Genomic DNA, 22,536 nt, shown 5'->3' with positions numbered 1-22,536 from the left:
CCGCCGCTGCGGCCGGCCTGCGAGAGTCCGTCGCGACGGGGGAGGATCCCGGCGCCGACACGGCGCCGGTGCCGCGCGACGACCACGAGGTAGACCGCGACCATGCCCCACTGCGCCAGCACCGTCCCGCACGCGCTGCCGGCGATCCCCCAGCCGAAGCCGTAGATGAACCACCAGTTCAGCAGCGCGTTGGCCGCGAAGCCGATGGTCGCGACGGCCAGCGGGGTGCGGGTGTCCTGCATCCCCCGCAGGAGGCCGCTCGCCGCGAAGACGAGGAGCATGGCCGGGATGCCGAGGCACGAGATGACGAGGTAGCTGAGCGCCTGACCCGACGTGACCGCGTCGGCGCCGAAGGCCGCCACCAGGGGCCCGCTCCCGATCGCGAGCGCGGCACCGACCGCGATGCCGAGCCCGAGAGCCAGCCAGAGCCCGTCGATGCCGGCCTGCACGGCACCGCGCTCGTCTCCCGCTGCCCGGCGCCGGGCGACGAGGGGCGTCGTGGAGTAGGCGAGGAAGATCATCAGCCCGACCGCAGTCTGCAGGACCGCCGAAGCGATCGCGAGTCCGGCGAGCGGTGCGGCGCCGAGGTGCCCGATGAGGGCGGAGTCCACGACGAGGAAGAGCGGCTCGGCGATGAGCGCGCCGAGCGCCGGCACGGCGAGTCCGGCGATGCGCCGATCCGTGTCGCGCCGCCGGGTCCGCGCACCCTCGATGTCGACCATGCTGACTACGGTAGCGGCGGATAGTGTGGTCGCATGACTTCTCCCATCTCTACCGCGCCCGGCAACTACGGCCCCTCCGGCATCGACCTCGCCGAGCTCGACGCCGGCGTACGTCCGCAGGACGACCTCTTCCTGCACGTCAACGGCAAGTGGATCGAGCGGACCGAGATCCCCGCCGACAAGGCGCGCTACGGATCCTTCGCAGTGCTCGCCGAGAACGCCGAGGCCGCGGTGCGCGACATCATCACCGGAATGCCGGCGCCGCAGCTCGGGCCCATCGAAGGTGGCGAGGATCGGGAGACCGAGAAGATCGCCGCGCTCTACGCCGCGTTCATGGACGTGGATCGGGCCGACGCGCTGGGCGCCGCACCGATCGCCGCCGACCTCGAGCGGGCCCGCGCGGTGGAGTCGATCCCCGAGCTCATCGCGCTCGTCGGCGAGCTGGAGAGGCAGGGTCTGGGCGGCTTCTACGGGGTCGGCGTCGACAACGATCCCGGCGATCCGACCCGCTACATCGTCTTCGTCATGCAGGGCGGCATCGGCCTGCCCGACGAGTCCTACTACCGCGAGGAGCAGTTCGCCGCGATCCGCGAGCAGTACCGGGCGCACATCGCCCGCATGCTCGGCCTCGCGGGCATCGAGGCGGGCGAGGCCGATCGCCTGGCCGGCCTCGCATACGAGCTCGAGGGGCGGATCGCCGCATCGCATTGGGATCGGGTCGACAGCCGGGACATCCAGAAGCTCTACAACCTGCGCACCGCCGAGCAGCTGCAGGAGCTGACGCCGACGCTCGACTGGGCCGCCTACCTGGAGGCGGTCGGCGCCCCCGAGGCGGCCTTCGCGGAGGTCGTCGTCGGCCAGCCCGAAGCCGTCGCCGGGCTCGCCGGCCTGCTGGTCGAGGGGGAGCTCGACGCCTGGCGCGCCTGGCTGGTCTGGCAGATCGTGCGCGGATCCGCAGCGCTGCTGTCGCAGGAGATCTCGAAGGCGAACTTCGACTTCTACGGGACCGCGCTCACCGGGGCGACGGAGCAGCGGGATCGCTGGCGCCGCGGCGTCTCGTTCGTCGAGGGCGCCATGGGCGAAGCCGTGGGCCGCCTCTACGTCGAACGGCACTTCGACGAGTCCGCGAAGGCCTCGATGGACGTGCTCGTCGGGCACCTCGTGGAGGCGTACCGCCGGTCGATCCTGGACCTCGACTGGATGGGCGACGAGACGAAGCAGCGCGCACTCGAGAAGCTCGAGAAGTTCACGCCGAAGGTCGGCTACCCGGTGAAGTGGCGCGACTACTCGACGCTCACGGTCGACGCCGGCGACCTGCTGGGGAACTCGCGCCGCGTCGCCGACGTGGAGTACCGGCGCGAACTCGGCAAGGTCGGCAAGCCGATCGACCGCGACGAGTGGTTCATGACCCCGCAGACGGTCAACGCCTACTACAACCCCGGCTTCAACGAGATCGTCTTCCCTGCCGCGATCCTGCAGCCGCCGTTCTTCGACGCGGACTGGGATGCGGCGGCCAACTACGGGGCGATCGGCGCGGTGATCGGGCACGAGATCGGGCACGGCTTCGACGACCAGGGCTCGCAGTACGACGGCGACGGCAGGCTCTCCGACTGGTGGACGGCGGAGGACAGAACGGCGTTCGAGGCGCGCACGAGGGCGCTCATCGCGCAGTACGACGCCCTCTCCCCGGAAGGCTCCGATGGGCAGGCGGTGAACGGCGAGCTCACGATCGGCGAGAACATCGGCGACCTCTCGGGGCTCGAGATCGCGTGGAAGGCCTACCTGATCTCGTTGGACGGCGCGGAGCCGCCGGTGGTCGAGGGGCTGACCGCCGGCGAGCGCTTCTTCCTCGCCTGGGCGCAGGCCTGGCAGCAGAAGTCGCGCCCCGAGGAGGTCGTGCGCCTGCTCACCATCGACCCGCACTCGCCCAACGAGTTCCGCTGCAACCAGATCGTCCGCAACCTAGCGCCGTTCCACCAGGCGTACGGCACGCGACCCGGCGACGGGCTGTGGCTCGACCCCGCCGAGCGCGTCGCGATCTGGTGACGCGCGGCCCTGCTCGTTGAGCACGGTGCACGACCCCGGGCGACGGCGCCGCCGTGCGCCCGGGGTCGCGCCGCGACTCAGAGCAGGATGTCGGCAGTCGCCTCGTCCCGGTGCAACGAGGTCCACACGGCCTTGTGCCGAGTGTAGAGCTCGACGGCGGCCTGGCCGCCCTCCCGCCCATAGCCCGAGCGGCCGATGCCGCCGAAGGGCACACGGTCCGAGATGACGCCGTAGGTGTTCACCCACACCGTCCCGGCTCGCAGCGCGGCGGCGACGCGGTGCACGCGCGCGGCATCCGTCGACCAGATGCCCGCGGCGAGCCCGTACTCGGTGTCGTTCGCGAGCGCGACCGCCTCCTCCTCGGTCGTGAACGTGGTCACCGCGGCGACCGGCCCGAAGACCTCCTCGCGCACGATCTCCATCTCGGGTGTGACGTCGGTGAGGAGGGTGGGGCGGACGAAGTAGCCGGCGGCCAGCTCGGGCGCGGTCGGCAGCTCGCCCTGCGCGAGCACGGTGGCCCCGGCCTCGACCGCGTTCCGGATCATCCGGTCGGTCTTCTCCTTCTGGGCGAGCGTGGTCTGCGGGCCGAGCTCGGTCCCGGGAGCCAGCGGGTCGCCCGTCGTGATGCGTCGAGTGCGTTCGGCGAGCCCGCGGAAGAGCTGCTCGGAGCCGCCGCGCTCCACGAGGATCCGGCTGCCCGCGATGCACGCCTGCCCCGTGTTGCTGAAGACTCCGCTGACGACGCCGTCGACGACGCGGTTCGTCGGAGCGTCGGCGAAGACGAGCTGGGCGGATTTGCCGCCGAGTTCGAGTGCGTTCGGCACGAGATTCTTCGCGGCGGCGGCGGCGATCGCCTTGCCGGTGCCGTCGTGGCCGGTGAAGACGATCAGTGAGATCCGCGGATCGCCGGTCAGGGCTTCACCCGTGGCGCGGCCGCCGGGAAGCACGCGGGCGAGGCCCTCGGGCAGGCCCGCTTCGAGCAGGATGCTCTCGAGCTGCAGAGCGGAGAGCGGCGTCTCGGGCGAGGGCTTGAGCAGGCAGGCGTTGCCGAATGCGAGAGCCGGGGCCAGCTTCTTGGTCGCGAAGATGATGGGGGCGTTCCACGGCACGACGGCCGCGACCACGCCGTGCGGTTCGCGTACCGAGTAGGTGAGGTACTCGCCGTCGACCGGGATGACGTCGCCCGTCACCTTGTCGGCGAGCTCGCTGAAGTAGATGAAGGATCCAGCGGCGCGGCGCACCATGGCGAGGCTCGCCGCGTAGGGGGCGCCGAGGTTCCTCGCCTCGAGCGTCGCGAGCTGCTCCTCGTATTCGAGCATCAGCTCGCCGGCACGGCGGAGCACGCGGCCGCGCTCGATCGGCGATCTCCGCGACCAGTCGGCGAACGCCTGCTCGGCGGTGCCGATGGCGCTCGCGACCTCGGCGGGCGGCGTGTCGGGGACCTCGGCGATGATGCTGCCGTCGATGGGGGAGAAGATATCCATGCGCTGCGCTCCTGTCCTGTCCTGCTCCTGCGCGGGCACCGGTGCCGTCACTCGGGCGGGCGCCGAAGCCGGCCCCGCCCGACGGGCGAGGCCATGAGAGCATCTTCCCAACTCGACTGAGCTCGCGCGTAGTGCACGGTGGTGGTCAAATCAAAACTCCTTCATGCGAAATGACAGCCAGGGCGGGGTCGGAACGGGATGACGGGACGCGTGGCGACCGAGCAATGGGCCCCCGAGTCGCTTGTGCAGAGTGACAGCGCAACCGCCTGCGCTTGGTCGGCCGGACTCTTGGCCGAGGGGCCGGCTCTTCCATAGAGTGGCGCGATACGGATGGCGATTCCACCGGTGCGATCCGGCGAGCCCTCGCCGGGATTACGGAGGTCAGGTGTCGATGCGACCGCGGCTGCCGGGCGCCTTCTGGATGATCATCATCGCGATGATCATCGCGCGGACGGCGTTCTTCGTCGAGTCCTTCCTCACGATCTTCATGAAGTCAGAGGCGGGGTTCAGCTCGGCGCTCGCCGCGTTCATCATGGGGCTCTACGGCTTCGGCGGAGCCGCCGCCGCGTTCTCGAGCGGCCCGCTCATCGACCGTCTCGGCCCGCGCATCCCGCTGCTCGTGTCGCTCCTCGCGACCGCGGCCGCGGCGGTCGTGCTCGCCCTCGGTCCCCCGAACTGGTCGCTCGCCCTGATCGTCCTCGCGTTCGGGCTCGTCGGTCAGGTGATCCAGCCGGCCAGCAACGCCTACATCGCGCAGCTGGTCCCGGATTCCCGCCGCCGCGAGGCCTACTCCTGGTCGTTCATCGCCCTCAACTCGGGGCTGGCCATCGGGCCGCTCCTCGGCGGCTACCTGGCGGGAGTCGACTTCTCGCTGATGTTCGGCACGGGTGCCACCCTGATCGTCATCGGCGCGCTGTTCGCAGCTGCGGCGAAGCCCGCCCGTCAGCACGGCCTCGGAGCCGCCACGGCACGGCCGTTGGAACCGGCCCGGCCGATGGCGAGTATGCGCGAGCTGCTGCGGGATCGCGTCTTCGTCGAGTACACGGGCCTCAACTGGCTGTTCATGGTCCTCTACCTGCAGGTCTTCGTGATCCTGCCCCTGCTCATGCTGGGCGACGGATTGACCGCCCAGGACTACGGGATACTCATGGGAGTGAACGGCACCGCGCTCGTGCTGCTCCAGCTGCCGTTCGACCGCGCCATCCGGCGCTTCACGACGGGGCGTCTGCTGACGGTCGCGGTGGTCCTGCTCGTCTGCGGCCTGCTCGTGAACAGGCTGGCGGACGCGCTGTGGCTGTACCTGCTCGCCGCAGCCTTCTGGACGTCGGCGGAGCTGATCAACATGCCGTTGGCGACGACGGTGTCGTCGGTGCTCGCCCCGCCCCACCTGCGGGGCAGCTACCTGGCCGTGCACGGGATGGCCTTCCCGCTGGGGATGGGCGTCGCCTCGCTGATCGGCGGCAGCGCTTTCGCGCTGCTCGGCGACCCCAAGCTGATCTGGCTGGTGCTGGCCGGGATCGGCGCAGTGCTGACCGTGCTCCGATTCCGCATGGAGGGCCGGTTGCAGGCCCGCCTCGCGGGCGCACCCCCTTCCGCCTCAGCAGACCCGGAGTGAATCCGGCAGAAGAAAGGAACACCGTGGGACTTCTCGAGGACAAGGTCGCCGTGATCACCGGCGCCGCCGGCATGATCGGCCGCGCGACGACCGCCGCCTTCCACCGCGAGGGCGCGGTCGTGGTCGGTCTCGATGTGCGCGAGCAGGCGACGGACTGCGAGGTCTTCCTGACCGCCGACCTCAGCGACGAGGCCCAGGTCGCGCGCGCGTTCGCGCAGATCGACGATCGCTTCGGCCGGCTCGACGTGCTCTTCAGCAACGCCGGTGTGGCGCTCCCCGACGACGACAACGTCCTGCGGACCGGCATCGACGTCTGGCAGCGGACGATCGCCGCGAACCTGACCTCGATGTTCCTGGTGAACAAGCACGGGATCCCGCTCATGCTGCGCGGCGGCGGCGGATCGCTGATCAACACGGCCTCGCTCCTGGGCAGCATGGGCTCGGCGGTTCCGGGGATCGCCTACACCGCGACGAAGGGCGCCGTGCTGGCGCTCACGGCCGATGTCGCCGTCGAGTTCGCACGGAAGGGGCTGCGCGCGAACACGATCTCGCCGGGTCCGGTGGAGACGCCGCTCTTCACGACCGGGCTGGACGAGGCCGGGCGGCAGCGCCGCCTGGTGCACGTGCCGACGGGTCGCTTCACCGAGGCGGCCGAGATCGCCGAGTCGGTCGTCTTCCTCGCGAGCGATCGCGCCTCGCACATCAACGGCATCGACCTGAAGATCGACGGCGGGATGTCGGTCGCCTACGTCACGCCGGAGGAGTGACCGAGGCCGACCCGAACCCCTGAGCCCGGCGCGGTCGCCCGGCCGCTGCGGCGACCCGTCGTGGCGCGGGCCGCGACGCCCGTGCTCAGAGCCGGATGCCGCGGGTGATGAGCGAGAGCGGCTCGTTGACGTCGAAGTACTTCACCTCGACCTCGCCGATCCCGGCGCTCGCGAGACGGGAGAGCTGCAGCTCCGCGTAGCGCTCGGCGTCGGCGCGGGTGTCGAACAGGTAGACCCCGCCGCTGCGCTCGGCCGCTTCGTCCTCGATCCAGAGCTTCCACTGCAGGCCGGCCTCGCCGACGATGTCCGAGGCGAGCACCCGATCGGCGTCGGCGGCGTCGGCGCCGAAGGGACCCGCGGTGCGGTACTCCATGATCAGCACGATCGGCATGCTGCGCTCCTCTCGATAGGGTCGGGGCGTGCCTGAACTCTAATCGTTACCGAGACGCGGATGCGCTGGACCCCGGTGTTCCGCTGGGGACTTGTCAGACCCGACTACGGGCTTCCCGGAGTATTGTGCGGATGCATATAGAGCTTGGTTCGAGAGGCGGGAATTCTGTTAGCGACCCGGAGCAGCTGTTCCGCTCGGAGAACGGGTCTCGCAGGTTCATTCAGCGGGTTGCCAACTAGTCACAACGGAGTACAACCATGGCAAGAAAATTCACTCGAAAATTGTTGGCGGCCTCGGTCGCCGCGCTGGCCTCGATCGCGCTGGTTTCGTGCTCCGGCGCGACGGTCGAGCCGGAAGAGGGCGGCGGTAGCGACGCGACCTTGATCTTCGACCTGGGGCTCGAGATGACAACGCTCGATCCCGGCGCGGTGTTCGACGTCTCGGCGTTCATCGTGACCACGGCCGTCTACGAAGGCCTCGTCGAGTACAAGACCGGCACCAATGAGATCGAACCCGCGCTCGCAGAGAGCTGGGAGGTCAACGACGACGCTACCGAGCACCGCTTCAAGCTTCGCGACGGGGTGACGTTCGAGTCCGGGGGCACGTTGACCTCCGCGGACGTCGTGTTCGCCTACGACCGACTGAAGAATCTTCAGGGTGCGGCCTCGTACCTGATGGATGGGCTCACGGTCTCCGCTGACGGGGAGGACACGGTGGTGATCTCGAGCGAAGTCCCGCAACCGGGACTGCTCCAGATGCTCACCGCGGGTAACTTCTCGATCTACGATTCCGAGGCGATCAAGGCCGAGGGAGGCATCTCCGACGAGACGGCCGCGACGGAGGACACTGCCGCTGATGTGTTCGCCCAGAAGTCCTTCGGGACCGGCGCGTACTCGCTGAAGGGCTACGAGCCGAACGCTGAGGTGAATCTCGCCTTCAGCAGCAACTGGCGTGGCGATGAGCCGGATTTCACGAGCATCATCATTCGGAACTCGCGCAGCATCCAGCAGCAGGTGCTGAACGTGCAGAACGGCGGATCTGACCTCACCATTTCGCTGTCGGCGCCTCAGGTCGAGGAACTCGACGCGAGCAAGGTGAACGTGCTCAGCCAACCGCTTCCGCAGCTCATCTATATGGCGCTCACCAACTCGGAGGGTCCGACGACGAACGCGGACTTCCGCAAGGCGATCGCGCTCGGCCTGGACTATGAGGGTCTGGTCGAGGTCGCCGGTAAGGGTGCCGCGCAGGCCACCGGCGTGATTCCCACGACGGTTCTGGGTGCCCTCTCCGAAGGCGACGCTCTGCAGCGCGACGTCGAGGCAGCGAAGCAGGCGCTCGCCGACAGCGGCATGGCGGATCAGGAACTCTCGATCTCCTTCGGCAGCGACTACACGGTCGGTGGCCAGGACATGGGTCTCTTCGCACAGAAGATCCAGTCCGACCTGCAGGAGATTGGGATGAACGTCACGCTGGACGGTGCACCGACGCAGGTCTCGCGCACGGCGAACCAGGAGGGCAAGATCCAGGCAGCACTGTGGCCGTGGCCGCCGGACTACGCGGATCCGAGCCAGTTCCTCATCTACAACCCCGGTGGGCTGCTCGCTACGCGTACCCACTGGACGGCTGAGGAAGCTCCCGAGATCGACGCGTTGGCGCAAGCGGCGCAGCTGGCCATCGATCCCGCGGACCGCGAGACCGCCTACCAGGAGTGGGCGCGGGCCATCCGTGACACGAACCGCTTTATCGCCGTGGTCGAAGTGCCCCAGGCGCTGGTGACCTCGAAGCGTGTCGGCAACCTCAACATGGATGTGATGGGGACCGTTCACCTCGACGCCCTCACGCTCGAGCAGTAACCCGGTCGGGGTGCGCCCACCGCTTGGTCGGCGCATCCCGACCCTTCGCGCCGAAAAGGAAATGGACGACGATGGCGACAGGAACCGGATATGTGTGGGACACCCAGTACGGGTGGGTCGACACTGGAACCGGCGGGCTCTCCCCGGCCGACGCGACTAAGCTGTTGCAGCCCATCGCGCATCCATTCGCGCACCCCGACACCAAGCGCCGTCTGCACGAACTGATCTCAGCCTCGGGCTTGCTGAAGCATCTCGAACCGATCGAGGCCGGGCTGGCGTCCGAGGAGGACATCCTTCGCGTCCACGATCGGGCACACTTCGACCGGATCGTAGCGGAAAGTGCTTGGCCGAAGGGTGGCGATGCCGGTGACGGCCATTCCCCCTTCGGCAAGGGCGGTCATCAGATTGCGATGCTCGCTGCCGGCGGTGCGATCGCCGCGGCACGGGCGGTCGTCGAAGGCTCGGTGAAGAACGCCTATGCCCTGGTGAATCCACCCGGACACCACGCCGAGCGCGATCGGGGCATGGGATTCTGCATCTTCAACAACGCGGCGATCGCCGCCTCATACGCGCGCGAGGTGCTCGGTGTGCAGAAAGTGGCCATCGTTGACTGGGATGTGCACCATGGCAACGGCGCGGAGCGCATCTTCTGGAAGCGCTCGGACGTCCTGAACGTCTCGGTGCACCAGGAGAACTGCTTTCCCGCATACTCCGGCCCCGTGACCTCGCGCGGCGAGGGCGAGGGATTCGGCTACTCGGTGAACATCCCGTTGCCGCCGGGTGGCGGCAACGCCGTGTACGAGTATGCGTTCCGCACCGTCGTGATCCCCGCGCTGCGGGCCTTTCAACCGGATCTGATCATCGCCGCCAGCGGATACGATGCGTCGATGATGGATCCGCTCGCCCGGATGATGGTCCGATCCGACGGATACGAGAACATCGCGCAGCAGATGCTCGACGTGGCCGACGAGGTCTGCGGCGGGCGGCTGGTCCTTGTGCAGGAAGGCGGTTACAGCCCCTACTACGTGCCGTTCTGCGGGCTGAAGGTAGTCGAGCGGATGGCCGGTGTCTCCACCGGATTCGACGATGCCTACTTCCCCATCGTGAGCACCAAGGGCGGCGACGTGCTGCTCGACCATGAGAAGGCTGCCGTCGACGCGGCCGCGCCGCTGGTTTCGGACATCCGGTGACGCGCATGTTCCGAGCCGTTTCGACCACTGTGATTGAGAGAATGACGTGGCAGTAGACACTTCCGTCAGTACGGCGAGGGCACGCGTGGGGCGGCTCTCCCGGCACCCCGTGCTGTCCTTCGCCCTGCGGCGCCTCGGACTGACGCTGCTGCTGGGCCTCGGCATCACCGTGATCACCTTCGTGCTCACGGCGCTGGTGCCGATCGACCCCGTGGTGGCGGCGCTCGGCGAGCGCGGCGCGTCCGACCCTGAAGTCGTGGCCGTGTACCGGGCCAATCACGGCCTGGACGAGCCGCTTCCCGTGCAGTACTGGATCTATCTCACCGGCCTGTTGCGCGGCGATTGGGGCATGTCCACCCAGACCCAGCGCCCGGTGCTGCAGGATCTGCTCAGCTATGCGCCCGCCACGCTCGAGCTCGTCTTCGCGACCATCATTTTCGCGGTCGTCTTCGGCGTGCTCATCGGTCTGGCGGCGGCGGTCTACCGCAGCAAGTGGCCCGATCACTTCGCCCGTTTCATCGCGCTGATGGGCGTCAGCACCCCGATCTTCTGGTTCGGCATCGTGATGATCATGATCTTCTTCGCCCAGCTGGGCTGGCTACCGAGCGGCGGGCGAGTGGATCCAGCGCTGCCGAAGATCTCGGGCGGTACCGGCTTCATGGTCCTCGACGCGATCTCGACAGGCCAGGCCACCATCCTGGTATCCGCGATGAAGCATCTGATCCTGCCCGCCATCGTGCTCGGACTCGGGACGCTCGCGCTCATCATCAGGATCACGCGGGCCTCGGTGCTCGAGGTGCTCGGGAACGACTACGTGCGCGCCGGCCGGGCCAAGGGCCTGGGATCCTCGACGGTCATCGGCAAGTACGTGCTGCGCGCCGCGTCCGGCTCGATCCTGACGGTCACCGGTGTCGCCTTCGGCGGCCTGCTGGCCGGAACCGTGCTCATCGAGACCGTCTTCAACTGGCCGGGGCTCGGGCTCTACGCCTACCGCTCCGCCACGACGGCAGACCTGAACTCGATCATGGGCGTGACACTCTTCGTCTCCATGGCGTACATCCTGGTCAATCTGATCGTCGATCTCTTCTACATGGTCATCGACCCGAGAGTGAGGCTCTCATGAGTCAGGACTACAGCGCCGTCTCACCCGAAACCACGACCTCGATCCCGCGGCCCGGCGAACGCCGCCGGATGAAGATGCGGGCCACCTGGAATGTCGCCGCGCGGATCCTCCGCATGCCGCTCTTCGCGATCAGCCTCTCGATTGTGCTCGTCTGGGTGGTCGTCATCGTCTTCGCAGATCAGGTGGCGCCGTTCGATCCGTCGGCACAGCTCGGCGTCAGGCTCAGCCCGCCGACGGGGGAGTACCTCTTCGGGACGGATGAGCTGGGGCGCGATGTGTTCAGCCGGGTGGTGCATGGGGCGAGGATCTCGCTGGTGTTCGCGGTCATCCTCGTCGCCGCGGCTATGATTATCGGCACGCTCCTCGGCATGGTGTCCGGCTTCTTCGGAGGGAGGGTTGACGAGGTGCTGATGCGTCTAGTCGACCTCTTCTTCGCCTTCCCGGTCATCATCCTCGCGATGGCGGTGGCCGCCGCGCTCGGCGCGAGCGTGCAGAACGCGGTGCTCGCGGGCGTCATCGTCAGCTGGCCCATCTACGCGCGCATGTCGCGCGGGCTCGTCGTCGGTTATCGGGATGCGGAGTTCGTGATCTCCAGCCGGCTCGCAGGGATGAGCTCGACGCGTTCGATCGCGGTGGATCTCATTCCGAGCGTGGCCGGCCCGATGCTGGTGCTCGCCACGCAGGACGTGGGTGCGGCGATCCTGCTGCTCGCGAGCCTCTCGTTCCTCGGCGTCGGTGCGCAGCCGCCGATGCCCGAGTGGGGGGCGATGATCTCGGCCGGAATGACGCACTTCAATGCCTGGTGGATCGCGGTATTCCCCGGCCTCGCGATCGTCACGGTGGCACTCGCCTTCAACCTGCTCGGCGACGGCCTGCGCGACCTGTTCGATCCCAAGATGAAGCGCTCGGTGCAGCGGAGGGTGAAATGAGTCTTCTCGAAATTACGGATCTGTCGATCTCGCTCCCGGCCAACGGCCGGATGCTGCCGATCGTCGAGGGTGTCTCGCTCACGCTCAACCGTGGTGAGGTGCTCGGCATCGCGGGTGAGAGCGGCAGCGGCAAGACGATGTCGGCGATGGCCGTCATGGGGTTGCTGCCGAAGGACGCCAAGGTCACCGGTTCGATCCGCTACGAGGGGCGCGAGCTCATCGGCCTCGGCGAGCACGAATTTCGGCAGCTCCGCGGGCGCGACATCGCCATGGTGTTCCAGGATCCCCTGAGCAGCCTGCATCCGATGCTCACCGTCGAGAAGCAGCTCACCGATCATCTGCGCAAGCACAAGAAGGTCGACCGGCGGGCTGCTCGCGCGCGCGCCGAGGAGTTCCTGCGACTCGTGCAGATGCCCAATCCGGTGAAGACGCTCCGGGCGTACCCGCATCAACTCTCTGGCGGCCAGCGCCAGCGCGTCGCCATCGCGATCGCCCTCGCGTGCGAGCCGTCGCTGCTGATCGCGGACGAGCCGACGACCGCGCTCGACGTGACCGTGCAGGCGGGCATCATCGAACTGCTCCTCTCGCTGACGCAGCAGATCGACATCGGGGTCATGATCGTGACCCACGACCTCGGCGTGCTCTCGAGCATCGCCGACCGTCTTGCGGTTTTCTACGCGGGCGAGGTCGTCGAGACCTCCGCGGCTTCGACGGTGTTCACGAGCCCGACCCACCCGTACACGGAGGCGCTGCTCGCCGCGGTGCCGCACGACAGCGGGCGCGGCGAGATCGACCTCAAGCCGATGCGCGGCACGCCCCCGTCGGCCGGAGAGTGGGCCCAGGGCTGTCGCTTCAACCCGCGGTGCGAGTATGCGCAACGCACCTGCTACATCGATCAGCCCAAGCTGCTCGAGTTCACCCCCGGGCACGAGGTGGCCTGCCATGTGAGAGGAGTCGCATCGTGATCGGATCCGACGCGGCGAAGCCGCTGCTGAGCGTGCGGAGCGCCTCGATCGAGTACAAGCGGGGTGACCGCTCGATCGTCAAGGCCGTCAACGACGTGAGCTTCGAACTGAAGCCCGGCGAGATCGTCGGGATCGTGGGCGAGAGCGGTTGCGGCAAGTCCACGCTCGCGAAGGGCATCATGGGGCTGGCGCCGCTCGCGGCCGGCAGCATCGAGTTCGACGGTACGACCGTCGGCAGGCTCGGGCGTCGCAAGCGGGATGAGCGGCTGCTCCCGGTGCAGATGATCTTCCAGGACTCCGCCGCCGCGCTGAACCCGCGGCGCACGATCGGCGCGCAGATCTCCGAGGTGATCGCCTCTCGGATCAAGAACCGCGGCGAGCGCGGGGTGAACGTGATCAACGAGATCGCGGACCTGCTGCGGAAGGTCGGTCTGCCGCCTGCAGCCGCGATGAAGTACAGCCATGAGTTCTCCGGGGGCCAGAAGCAGCGGATCGCGCTGGCGCGCGCGCTCGCCTCGAAGCCGAAGGTGCTGGTCGCCGACGAGCCGATCTCGGCGCTCGACGCCTCGGCCCAGGCCTATGCGGCGAAGCTGCTGGTCGAAGTGTGCCGCGAGGAGGGCATCGCGCTGCTCTTCATATCGCACGATCTCGCGGTGGTCCGGGCGATCACAGAGCGCGTCATCGTGATGTACCTCGGGCGGGTGTTCGAGCAGGGGCCGACTCGTGAGGTCTGGGGTGATCCTAAGCATCCGTATGCAAAGGCGCTGATCGGCGCGATTCCCGTACCCGATGGCTCGGGCCGGAAGCCGGTGACCTTGACGGGCGAGGTGCCGGATCCGGCCAATGCGCCCTCGGGCTGCGTGTTCCACCCGCGGTGCCCGGCGCGTTTCGAGGGCTGCGACCGGGTCGAACCGGTGCTCGTCCAGCTCGGCGGTTCACGCGCCGCGGCCTGCCGATTGCTCGAGAACCGCGTCGATGTCGAACTCGAGACTGTCGGATAGGACAAGGCAGGGCAGTCTTCGTGTGCAGTGTGACATGTTCCGGGCGTTGAGCGCTCAATACCGTGATGACGTGAGCAGTCGTCACGTCGACCAGACGGCAGCAGTCAAGTCAAGGAGGATGAGATGACGAAGCCAATCGACGAATTGATCGTGCAAGACAAGGGCCTGATCAGTCGGGAAATCTTCATCGATGATGGTCTTTTCGAGCGCGAGCTCTCCCACGTCTTCGCGCGGGCATGGCTCTGGGTCGCCCACGAGGACCAGATCGCGAAGAACGGCGACTACGTCGTTTCGAAGATGGGGACCGACAACGTCATCGTCACCCGCGACATGGAGGGCAAGGTGCACGTCCTGCTGAACACCTGCACCCACCGAGGTATGCGACTGTGTCGGAACGACATGGGCAACGCCCGCACCTTCTCGTGCCCCTACCACGGCTGGTCCTATTCGATGGATGGCCGCATCGTCGAAACCCCGGGCGATCTCGCGGGTGTGCCCGGTCACTCCACCTACTACCACGGCGAGCTCGAGAAGAAGGAGTGGGGCCTCGTCCGGGCTCCCCGAGTCAAGGTTTACAAGCGAACGGTGTGGGCGTCCTGGGATCCGGACGCCCCTGACTTCGACGACTACCTCGGCGACATGAAGGAGTACCTCGACTACGCGCTCGACGGCCGCGACGGCTCGCCCGGCAACAACGAGATGATCGGCGGCATCCTCAAGTGGCGCGTCCCCTCGAACTGGAAGTTCGCGCCCGAGAACTTCATCGGAGACAACTACCACGACATCTCGCACCGCTCGGTCGACCTGGTCGGGATCAACCCCTCCGGCGGCTCCGGGCGTCGGGACGACGAGCCCGATGAGCTCACCACCCTCGGTTTCCCGAAGCTTGGGCACGGCGTCATCGGCGAGATGCCCTACTTCAAGGAGCCCGAATTCATCCCGACCTGGTCAACGAACCCTGAGGTCGCCGAGTACTATCGCCAGTGCCATGACCGCCGGGTCGAACGTTTCGGCGATGGTCGCCGGGTCAGTATGACCGTCGGCACCATCTTCCCCAACATGTCCTTCCACGGTCGGCAGCCCCGCACCATCGCGGTCTTCCATCCGATCTCGCCGACCGAGATGGAGATGTGGCGCATCTTCCTCGTCGACCGGGACGCGCCGCAGGAGGTCAAGGACATGGCGCGCCATTACCACCTCAGCTACTCGGGGCCCGGCGGCCTGACCGAGTCCGACGACATGGAGAACTGGTCGTACGCCACCGACTCCAGTCGCGGCGAGATCTCGCGGAGCATCTACTTCAACTACGAGATGGGCCTCGGACATGCCCGTGAGGTCGAGCACCTCGAAGGAGCCGTCGAGAACGGCGTGTTCACCGAGGAGAACGCGCGCATCTTCTACGCGCGCTGGGCGGAGTTCATGAAGGCGGACTCCTGGAACGAACTGCACCCGGGCACGGGGCCCGGACCGGACCGGGCGGGCGCGGAGCCCACGCCCGTGGGCGAGGGGGAGTGAGGCGCACCATGTCGAAGCTCGAAGAGATCGAACTGCTCCACGATGTGACGCAGTGGTTCTACCGCGAGGCGGATCTGCTCGACTACCGCGAGTACGCCGAATGGCTGAAGCTGCTGCACCCGGAGGTGCGGTACTTCATCCCGCTCGTGCGCAACGTGCCGCGCATCCGCGATACCGAGTTCACCCGTGAGCAGCAGGACAACGCCTGGATGGACGAGGGCTACACGACGCTCGAGAAACGCGTCAAGCAGATCCTCACCAACATCCACTGGGCGGAGGAGCCGCCCTCGCGCGTCTCTCACCTGATCACCAACACCGTGCTGCTCTCCGTCGAGGGCGAGATGGGCGAACGCGAGGTGCAGACGCGCTCGCGGGTGTTCGTCTACCAGAACCGCATCGACGACGAGGTGAACCACTTCGTCGGCAAGCGGATCGACACGCTCGTCGAGTCCGAGGGCGGTTGGTTGCTGAAGCACCGCACGGTCCATCTCGAGCAGAGCGTGCTGCTCGCCAAGGCATTGACGGTGTTCATCTGATGGTGCGTGCCGTATTCCACCCGTCGGAAGACGGGGACGCCGTCGAGATCGATGTGCCGGAGGGATGGACGCTCATGGAGGGCGCCCGGCAGGAGGCGATCGAGGGGATCGTCGCGGACTGCGGCGGCGGTGCGATCTGCGGCACCTGCCATGTGCGCGTGCGCAAGGAGTGGTTCGACAAGATCCCCGAGCCCGAGCCGAGCGAGGCGGCCCTGCTGACCATCGTCCCCGAGGTGGGCGAGTGCAGCCGGCTCGCCTGCCAGATCCCGATGGAGCCCGAGCTCGACGGCATCGAGGTCGATATCCCGAGCAGCCAGCTCGACATCTGAGCGCCCGCGCACCGCGGAGCTGCTTCACCACCGAATGAAAGGAACAGCAGTGGAGACCGTATTCATCTCGTCCGGTATTCCCGACGACCTCCGGGAACGTCTAGCGAAGAGGTACCGGGTCGTCGATGTGCCCGAGGGCACGACCGAGGGGTTCGCGGCGTACGGTGAACCCGCCGGATGGTTCATGGACGGCGGCACCCCCGTGAACGCCGCCGTGCTCGCCCAGCTGCCTACGCTTCGCGCGGTCTCGAACCACGGCGTCGGCTATGACAGTGTCGACGTGCCTGCCGCAACCTCCGCCGGGGTCACGGTCTCGAACACCCCCGAGGTGCTCGACAACGCCGTGGCCGAGCTGACGCTCGGGCTCATCCTCGCGCTGGGGCGCGGGATCGTGAAGTACGACCGCTACGTGCGCGATGGCTCGTGGGAGCGCGAGTGGCCGCCCTACACCAACGACGTGCACGGCAAGACCCTTGGCGTCGTCGGCATGGGGCGCATCGGCCGCCGCCTCGCCGAGCTCGTGCAGCCGCTCGGCATCGAGGTGCTCTACCACAACCGCTCGAAGAACCCGGCGATCGACGAGTCGGGCGTTGCGACCCACGCGGAATGGGAGGACATGCTGCAGCGCTCGGACTTCGTGTCGCTCCACACCCCGCTGACGGAGCGCACGCGCGGGTTCTTCGTCAAGGAGGACTTCGATCTCATGAAGCCCACCGCCTACCTGATCAACATGGCCCGCGGCGCCGTCGTGAACACCGACGATCTGATCGCTGCGCTCAAGAACGGCACGATCGCGGGGGCCGCCCTCGATGTCTTCGAAGAGGAGCCGCTGCCGGCTTCGCACGAGCTCCTCACGCTCGACAACGTGATCGTGCAGCCGCACAACGGCTCAGCGACCGTCGAGACGCGGCGCGCTATGGTGGCGCTGGGCATCGAAAACCTCGAGGATATGCTTGAGGGTCGACGGCCGCGGACACCGCTCAACTGGGACGACATCCACTCGTCCTGAGTTGAGAAGGGAGCCGGGCCGCCGCAGTGGCCCGGCTCATCTTCTTTTCTGTGCGGGTGAACGTCTCCGAGGGGGTATCAGGTGTGGGAGCGAGCGGGCAACGGGTATGCCACGTTGCGCATGCTGCTCGCAGACGAGCGGCTGAACCTCGAGTCGGTGCAGACGCCGGAGTACCTGCTGGATCGTCTTGTGCGCTGGGTGACGGTGACCGAGATGGTGGACCCGTCCCCGTACCTGCTCGGTGACGAACTGATCCTCACCCTGGGCAGCGCCTGGCCGGATCCCGACTCCCCGGACATTGAGCAGTTCGTGCGTCGCCTCGCCTCGGCGGGCGTGGCCGCAGTCGGCATCGGCCTCGGCTTCACACACGAACGCGTGCCGCAGCGGATGATCGACGCCGCGAGTGCACAGGGGCTGCCGCTAATCGCCGTGCCGCTCACCACCCGGTTCCGGTCGATCGGGGAGTATGTCGTCGAGTACGTGCTCGGCGACAAGTACGCAGCCGTCCAGGACACACTGCGGGCCCACAGCGAGCTCACGGAGGCGCTGACCTCCCGCCTCGGCGTTGAGGGCCTGATCAGCCAGCTGCGTCGGCTCATCGAGGTGCCGGTCGCGGTGATCGACTACTGGGGCGGGATAATCGCGAATCAGCCCGCGTCGACGATTTGGGAGACCGAGGCGGTCATCGAGCATCGCGGCAGCGTTAGACATGGCGATGTCATGGGCGGCGCGTCCGTCTACCCTGTCGAGATCGACGACAAGCGCGTCGCGTTCCTCTGCACCCACGGAATCGGCAAGGCACCGGAGCTCATGCGCTTCGCCGTGAGCCTCGTCGCCCTCGAGCTCTCCCGCCGGCAGGCGCTGCAGCACGGGCGGCGCGAGCTCATCGGTCAGGTGCTCGGCGACTATGTGCAGGGCGACCTCGCAGACCACGAGGCCCACCGTCGACTCAGCCGGGCGGGAGTGGACTTTCACCATCAGAACCGGGTGATCCTCGCCCGGGTGAACTGCTCGCCGCGGCTGCTCGAGGACGTGCCGTGGAACAGCGACGACTTTCTCCCTCTGCAGTCCGCGGAGTACACGGTCGCGCTCGTCGACGACGTGATCGCCATCATCAGCTCCGAGACGGTCGATGCCGACGACCTCGCGCAGGCCGCGACGCGACACCTCGCGAGGCTCGGCGAAACCCGCATCGGCATCGGAGGTCCGTATCAGGGGGTGGCGGGGCTGCGTCTCTCCTGGCTGGAGGCGCAGGGGGCGATGGGATCCGGCCCCTCGACCGATTCGGGCACCTCGATGCATCTGCCCCGCCTGATGCTCGCGAGCCTCAAGGTGCCGCTGCAGAGCATCGGCGATCAGATCCTCAAGGTGCTCATCGACTACGACGCTGAGAACGACGCCCAGCTCGTCTCGACCCTCAAGGTCTACCTCGAGAGCAACTGCCAGGCGACCGTGGCGGCCCAGCGACTCTTCGTACACCGGAACACGCTGCGCTACCGCTTGCGGCTCATCGGCAAGCTGACCGGCGCGGATCTCGACGACTTCGAGGTGCTCGTGAACTTCTATCTCGCCGTGCTCGCGTTGGAGATGGGGTAGCCGCTTCACTTCGGATGTGTGCACGACGTCATCCCTTTGCAGAAGAGTTGTGCAATCTCACATGTCGGGTGGCTTTTCGTCGGCCATACGATGAGACCACTTCGAGGCGCCGTTCGAGCGAGCGCAAGGATCCGGGTGAAGGAGACGACAGATGTCCGATGTGCGATCGCGTTTGGAGGCCGTGTTCACGCTGAACAGCGGCAGCATCGGCGGCGAATGGGTTCCGAGCGAGAGCGGCCGGACCGCAGAGGTGCGGAACCCGGCGACTGGCGAGGTCATCGCCACCACGCCGATGATGACGGCGGCGGACGTGGACCGGGCGGTCGACGTCGCGCAGGAGGCGTTCCTCGAGTGGCGGAAGACGAGCGCCAAGGAGCGCTCCGTCCTCCTGCGGCGCTGGCGCGATCTGCTCGAGGAGCATGTCGAGACACTGGCGCGTATCCTCACCCTCGAGCAGGGCAAGCCGTTGCAGGAGGCGCGCAACGAGACCCTGCAGTCCGTCGCGTACATCGAATTCTTCGCCGAGGAGTGCCGCCGCCTCTACGGTGAGACGATCCCGGCGAACACCCGAGACCGCCGACTGCTCGTGCAGCGCGAGCCCCTCGGCGTGGTCGGCGTCATCTCGCCCTGGAACTTCCCCTCGGCGATGATCGGGCGCAAGGCGGGCGCGGCGCTCGCCGCCGGCTGCACCGTGGTCGCGAAGCCCGCGGCCGAGACTCCGCTCAGCGCCCTCGCACTGGCGATCCTCGCCGAGGAGGCCGGGATCCCCGCCGGCGTCTTCAACGTCGTCACCGGATCCGGCGGCGAGCTCGGTGCGGCGTTCACGGCGAACCCGCTCGTGCGCAAGATCTCATTCACCGGGTCGACGGCCGTCGGCAAGCGGCTCGCACGAGAATCCGCCGACACGCTCAAGCACCTCTCGCTCGAGCTCGGAGGCAGCGCCCCCTTCATCGTCTTCGACGACGCCGACATCGAACGCGCCGTCGCCGGTGTGCTCGCCAGCAAGTTCCGCAACGCCGGCCAGACCTGCGTCGCGACCAACCGCATCTTCGTGCAGCGCGGCGTCGCCGACGAGTTCGCACGGCGCTTCGCCGAGGAGGTCGGCCGCCTCCGCGTCGGCGCCGGCATCGAGGACGGAACGCAGATCGGCCCGCTGATCAACGAGGGGGCCGCGAACCAGGTCTCCGGCATGATCGAGCGGGCTCGCGAGCAGGGCGCCGAGATCGTGGTCGGCGGCGACGCCCGGGCCGGGGCGTTCGTGCAGCCGACCGTCGTGCTCGGCGTCTCGGACGACATGGATCTGGTGAACCACGAGATCTTCGGCCCGGTCGCCCCCATCTCGATCTTCGACACCGAGGAGGAGGTGATCGCGCGTGCGAACTCCACCGTCTACGGGCTCTCCGCGTACTTCTACACCAACGACTACCGCCGCATCGTGCGGGTCGGAGAGGCGCTCGAGTTCGGCATGGTCGGCGTGAACGAGTCGCTGACCACCACCGAGGTGGCGCCGTTCGGCGGGGTCAAGGACTCCGGGTACGGTCGTGAAGGCTCCCACTTCGGCCTCGAGGAGTACACGCAGATCAAGTACCTCTGCATCGGAGGCCTCTGATGTTGAACCCGCATCCGACCCCTGGGGCCGTGGACCGCGCGGACGTTGTCATCATCGGCGGCGGCCAGGCCGCGGCAGAGCTGGTGAAGTCGCTGCGCCGCGAAGCCTTCGCGGGCAGCATCCACCTGATCGGCGATGAGGACTATCTGCCCTACGACCGTCCGCCGCTCTCGAAAGGGGTCATGAAGACCGGCGTCGAGATGGATCGCCTGGCCTTCCTCAACGCCGCCGGGTACGAGAAGCACGGCGTGACCGTGGACCTCGGCGTGAGCGCGACGGCGATCGATCCCGACGCCCGGACCGTCAGCACGTCGGACGGCCGCAGGATCGGCTACGAGGTGTGCGTGCTCGCCACCGGCGCGCGCGCCGTACCGGCGCCCTGGCACGGCACCAGCCGCGTCCACTCGATCCGCACCTACGCCGACGCCCAGGAGCTGCACGCGGCGATTGAGGCGGGGGCCAAGCGATTCCTCGTGGTCGGCGGCGGCTACCTGGGTCTCGAGACGGCGAGTTCGCTCGCCGCCTCCGGCCTCGACGTCTCGCTTGTCGAGGCCACCCCGCAGCTGCTCACCGGCCGCGCTTCGCGTTTCGTCTCGGACTGGCTGAAACGGCAGCACGAGGAGCGGGGAGTCGAGATCTTCCTCGGCTCGATGGTCGCCGAACTCGAGGAGCGCGACGACACCGTGCACGTGCGCCTCGCGAACGGGACCGAGGTCGAGGCGGATCAGGTCGTGTTCGCCGTCGGCGCTCTCGCGAACCTCGACCTCGCGAAAGCGGTCGGCGCGGAGTGCGGTCGCGGCGTCCTCGTCGACGAACGGTGCGAGACCACCGTCGCGGGCGTCTACGCGATCGGCGACGTCGCCAGCTACCGCACCGGCAGCGGCGGCGAGGCCCGCGTCGAGTCGGTGTTCAACGCCACATCGCAGGCCAAGAACCTCGCCCGCGTGATCGCCGGCAAGGATCTCAAGGCGTCCAGCGTGCCGACGTTCTGGTCGGATCAGGTCGGCGTCTCGATCCGGCTCGCCGGCTGGGTGCCGCCGACGGTCGAGACGAACGACGTGGTGACGCAGGAGGAGGACGGCTGGCTCGTGGAGCGCTATCTCGGCGGCCGGCTCGTGGGCGTCGAGGCCATGAACCGATTGGTCGACTACATGCGCATCCTGCCCGAGATCGCCGACCTCCGACGGAAGCTGTAGCCATGGGCATCGACAACGGACTCACCGACTACGGCGACCCCGAGTTCGCCTCCTACCTCCGCGGCGCCTTCGCCTCGAGCATGGGCTTCAGCGAGGAGGCGCTGAGCCGCCCGATCGTCGGCATCACCTGGACGGCGAGCGACTTCAACAACTGCCATCGGCTCGCGCCCGAGCTGATCGAGGCCGTGAAGCGCGGCGTGCTCATGGAGGGCGCGCTGCCGATGGTCTTCCCGACGCTCTCCCTCGGCGAGGGGTTCCTCAACCCGACATCGATGTACTTCCGCAACCTGATGGCGATGGAGACCGAGGAGATCGTGCGCGGCCAGCCGATGGACGCGGTCGTGATGGTCGGCGGCTGCGACAAGACGATCCCCGCGCAGGCGATGGCGGCGCTCTCGGTCGACCGACCGACCGTGATCCTGCCGGTCGGCCCGATGATGACCGGGAGCTTCGAGGGCGAGCGTCTCGGGGCCTGCACCGATTGCCGCCGCTACTGGGGCCAGTACCGCGCCGGCACGATGACGCGCGAGCGGCTCGTCGGCGTGAAGCAGCGACTGGCCTCGACCGCGGGCACCTGCCCGGTCATGGGCACGGCCAGCACGATGGCGAGCCTGGTCGAGACGCTGGGCCTCGCCCTGCCGGGAGCGGGCACGGTGCCGG

20 protein-coding genes are annotated in these 22,536 nt (G+C 67.9%); 17 read left to right on the top strand and 3 right to left on the bottom strand.

What is annotated here, in order from left to right:
• Positions 1–722, bottom strand: a 722-nt coding sequence (locus ACFPZL_RS02765; RefSeq protein WP_382334666.1) for an MATE family efflux transporter, incomplete at its 3' end; no start/stop codon positions are given.
• A 33-nt stretch (positions 723–755) separates the two neighbouring features.
• On the opposite strand from ACFPZL_RS02765, the gene ACFPZL_RS02760 reads away from it, so the two are divergent.
• The gene (locus tag ACFPZL_RS02760; RefSeq protein ID WP_218114752.1) at positions 756–2,768 is read left to right on the top strand and encodes a M13 family metallopeptidase; all 2,013 of its coding nucleotides are present in this window, start codon (positions 756–758) and stop codon (positions 2,766–2,768) included.
• Positions 2,769–2,845: 77 nt separating this feature from the next.
• Here the strand turns inward: ACFPZL_RS02760 and ACFPZL_RS02755 are convergent, their stop codons facing one another.
• Entirely contained in the window at positions 2,846–4,252 is a 1,407-nt protein-coding gene (locus ACFPZL_RS02755; RefSeq protein ID WP_218114753.1) for an aldehyde dehydrogenase family protein, read from the bottom strand.
• Positions 4,253–4,643: 391 nt separating this feature from the next.
• On the opposite strand from ACFPZL_RS02755, the gene ACFPZL_RS02750 reads away from it, so the two are divergent.
• Positions 4,644–5,867 (top strand): MFS transporter, encoded by a 1,224-nt coding sequence (locus ACFPZL_RS02750; RefSeq protein WP_236021995.1) that lies wholly within the window; start codon positions 4,644–4,646, stop codon positions 5,865–5,867.
• A 23-nt stretch (positions 5,868–5,890) separates the two neighbouring features.
• A complete protein-coding gene (locus tag ACFPZL_RS02745) occupies positions 5,891–6,634 on the top strand; it encodes an SDR family oxidoreductase (RefSeq protein ID WP_218114755.1) in 744 nt (247 codons plus the stop codon).
• An 85-nt stretch (positions 6,635–6,719) separates the two neighbouring features.
• On the opposite strand, the gene ACFPZL_RS02740 is transcribed toward ACFPZL_RS02745, so the two are convergent.
• Positions 6,720–7,025 carry a YdhR family protein gene (locus tag ACFPZL_RS02740; protein WP_218114756.1) on the bottom strand — a complete coding sequence of 102 codons (306 nt, stop codon included), beginning with the start codon at positions 7,023–7,025 and terminating at the stop codon, positions 6,720–6,722.
• Positions 7,026–7,282: 257 nt separating this feature from the next.
• Here ACFPZL_RS02740 and ACFPZL_RS02735 point away from each other — a divergent pair, with 257 nt between their 5' ends.
• The 14 genes from ACFPZL_RS02735 to ACFPZL_RS02670 all read left to right on the top strand — a co-directional run.
• Positions 7,283–8,878 (top strand): ABC transporter substrate-binding protein, encoded by a 1,596-nt coding sequence (locus ACFPZL_RS02735; RefSeq protein WP_218114757.1) that lies wholly within the window; start codon positions 7,283–7,285, stop codon positions 8,876–8,878.
• A gap of 71 nt (positions 8,879–8,949) precedes the next feature.
• Positions 8,950–10,068, top strand: a complete 1,119-nt coding sequence (locus ACFPZL_RS02730) for a class II histone deacetylase (protein ID WP_218114784.1) — start codon at positions 8,950–8,952, stop codon at positions 10,066–10,068.
• Positions 10,069–10,114: 46 nt separating this feature from the next.
• Entirely contained in the window at positions 10,115–11,191 is a 1,077-nt protein-coding gene (locus ACFPZL_RS02725; protein WP_218114758.1) for an ABC transporter permease, read from the top strand.
• On the top strand, positions 11,188–12,120 hold the full coding sequence (locus tag ACFPZL_RS02720) for an ABC transporter permease (protein WP_236021992.1): 933 nt from the start codon (positions 11,188–11,190) through the stop codon (positions 12,118–12,120). Before ACFPZL_RS02725 ends, ACFPZL_RS02720 begins: the two co-directional genes overlap by 4 nt.
• Positions 12,117–13,085: an ABC transporter ATP-binding protein gene (locus tag ACFPZL_RS02715; protein WP_218114759.1), complete on the top strand. Its 969-nt coding sequence runs from the start codon at positions 12,117–12,119 to the stop codon at positions 13,083–13,085. The genes ACFPZL_RS02720 and ACFPZL_RS02715 overlap by 4 nt, the downstream gene beginning before the upstream one ends.
• Complete coding sequence (locus tag ACFPZL_RS02710) at positions 13,082–14,086, top strand: ABC transporter ATP-binding protein (protein ID WP_218114760.1); 1,005 nt, start codon at positions 13,082–13,084, stop codon at positions 14,084–14,086. The genes ACFPZL_RS02715 and ACFPZL_RS02710 overlap by 4 nt, the downstream gene beginning before the upstream one ends.
• 123 nt (positions 14,087–14,209) lie before the next feature.
• A complete protein-coding gene (locus ACFPZL_RS02705; RefSeq protein WP_218114761.1) occupies positions 14,210–15,601 on the top strand; it encodes an aromatic ring-hydroxylating oxygenase subunit alpha in 1,392 nt (463 codons plus the stop codon).
• Positions 15,602–15,609: 8 nt separating this feature from the next.
• Positions 15,610–16,137 carry an aromatic-ring-hydroxylating dioxygenase subunit beta gene (locus tag ACFPZL_RS02700; protein ID WP_218114762.1) on the top strand — a complete coding sequence of 176 codons (528 nt, stop codon included), beginning with the start codon at positions 15,610–15,612 and terminating at the stop codon, positions 16,135–16,137.
• Positions 16,137–16,466: a 2Fe-2S iron-sulfur cluster-binding protein gene (locus ACFPZL_RS02695; RefSeq protein WP_218114763.1), complete on the top strand. Its 330-nt coding sequence runs from the start codon at positions 16,137–16,139 to the stop codon at positions 16,464–16,466. Before ACFPZL_RS02700 ends, ACFPZL_RS02695 begins: the two co-directional genes overlap by 1 nt.
• Before the next feature lie 49 nt (positions 16,467–16,515).
• Positions 16,516–17,475: a 2-hydroxyacid dehydrogenase gene (locus tag ACFPZL_RS02690; RefSeq protein WP_218114764.1), complete on the top strand. Its 960-nt coding sequence runs from the start codon at positions 16,516–16,518 to the stop codon at positions 17,473–17,475.
• Between the two features lie 81 nt (positions 17,476–17,556).
• Entirely contained in the window at positions 17,557–19,071 is a 1,515-nt protein-coding gene (locus ACFPZL_RS02685; protein ID WP_218114765.1) for a PucR family transcriptional regulator, read from the top strand.
• Positions 19,072–19,222: 151 nt separating this feature from the next.
• On the top strand, positions 19,223–20,680 hold the full coding sequence (locus tag ACFPZL_RS02680; protein ID WP_218114766.1) for an NAD-dependent succinate-semialdehyde dehydrogenase: 1,458 nt from the start codon (positions 19,223–19,225) through the stop codon (positions 20,678–20,680).
• A gap of 29 nt (positions 20,681–20,709) precedes the next feature.
• A complete protein-coding gene (locus ACFPZL_RS02675) occupies positions 20,710–21,876 on the top strand; it encodes an NAD(P)/FAD-dependent oxidoreductase (protein ID WP_382332700.1) in 1,167 nt (388 codons plus the stop codon).
• A 2-nt stretch (positions 21,877–21,878) separates the two neighbouring features.
• Positions 21,879–22,536, top strand: a 658-nt coding sequence (locus ACFPZL_RS02670; RefSeq protein WP_382334661.1) for a dihydroxy-acid dehydratase domain-containing protein, incomplete at its 3' end; no start/stop codon positions are given.

This window comes from Leucobacter soli (genome assembly GCF_042659205.1).
Classification (GTDB): Bacteria; Actinomycetota; Actinomycetes; order Actinomycetales; family Microbacteriaceae; genus Leucobacter; species Leucobacter soli.
This window is presented reverse-complemented; position numbering and strand designations above follow the sequence as displayed.

What these genes read in the sequence shown, in the direction of transcription:
- ACFPZL_RS02760 (WP_218114752.1), top strand. Translation starts at nt 756, where the DNA reads ATGACTTCTCCCATCTCTACCGCGCCCGGCAACTACGGCCCCTCCGGC.
- ACFPZL_RS02755 (WP_218114753.1), bottom strand. Translation starts at nt 4,252, where the DNA reads ATGGATATCTTCTCCCCCATCGACGGCAGCATCATCGCCGAGGTCCCC.
- ACFPZL_RS02750 (WP_236021995.1), top strand. Translation starts at nt 4,644, where the DNA reads ATGCGACCGCGGCTGCCGGGCGCCTTCTGGATGATCATCATCGCGATG.
- ACFPZL_RS02740 (WP_218114756.1), bottom strand. Translation starts at nt 7,025, where the DNA reads ATGCCGATCGTGCTGATCATGGAGTACCGCACCGCGGGTCCCTTCGGC.
- ACFPZL_RS02735 (WP_218114757.1), top strand. Translation starts at nt 7,283, where the DNA reads ATGGCAAGAAAATTCACTCGAAAATTGTTGGCGGCCTCGGTCGCCGCG.
- ACFPZL_RS02730 (WP_218114784.1), top strand. Translation starts at nt 8,950, where the DNA reads ATGGCGACAGGAACCGGATATGTGTGGGACACCCAGTACGGGTGGGTC.
- ACFPZL_RS02720 (WP_236021992.1), top strand. Translation starts at nt 11,188, where the DNA reads ATGAGTCAGGACTACAGCGCCGTCTCACCCGAAACCACGACCTCGATC.
- ACFPZL_RS02715 (WP_218114759.1), top strand. Translation starts at nt 12,117, where the DNA reads ATGAGTCTTCTCGAAATTACGGATCTGTCGATCTCGCTCCCGGCCAAC.
- ACFPZL_RS02705 (WP_218114761.1), top strand. Translation starts at nt 14,210, where the DNA reads ATGACGAAGCCAATCGACGAATTGATCGTGCAAGACAAGGGCCTGATC.
- ACFPZL_RS02700 (WP_218114762.1), top strand. Translation starts at nt 15,610, where the DNA reads ATGTCGAAGCTCGAAGAGATCGAACTGCTCCACGATGTGACGCAGTGG.
- ACFPZL_RS02695 (WP_218114763.1), top strand. Translation starts at nt 16,137, where the DNA reads ATGGTGCGTGCCGTATTCCACCCGTCGGAAGACGGGGACGCCGTCGAG.
- ACFPZL_RS02680 (WP_218114766.1), top strand. Translation starts at nt 19,223, where the DNA reads ATGTCCGATGTGCGATCGCGTTTGGAGGCCGTGTTCACGCTGAACAGC.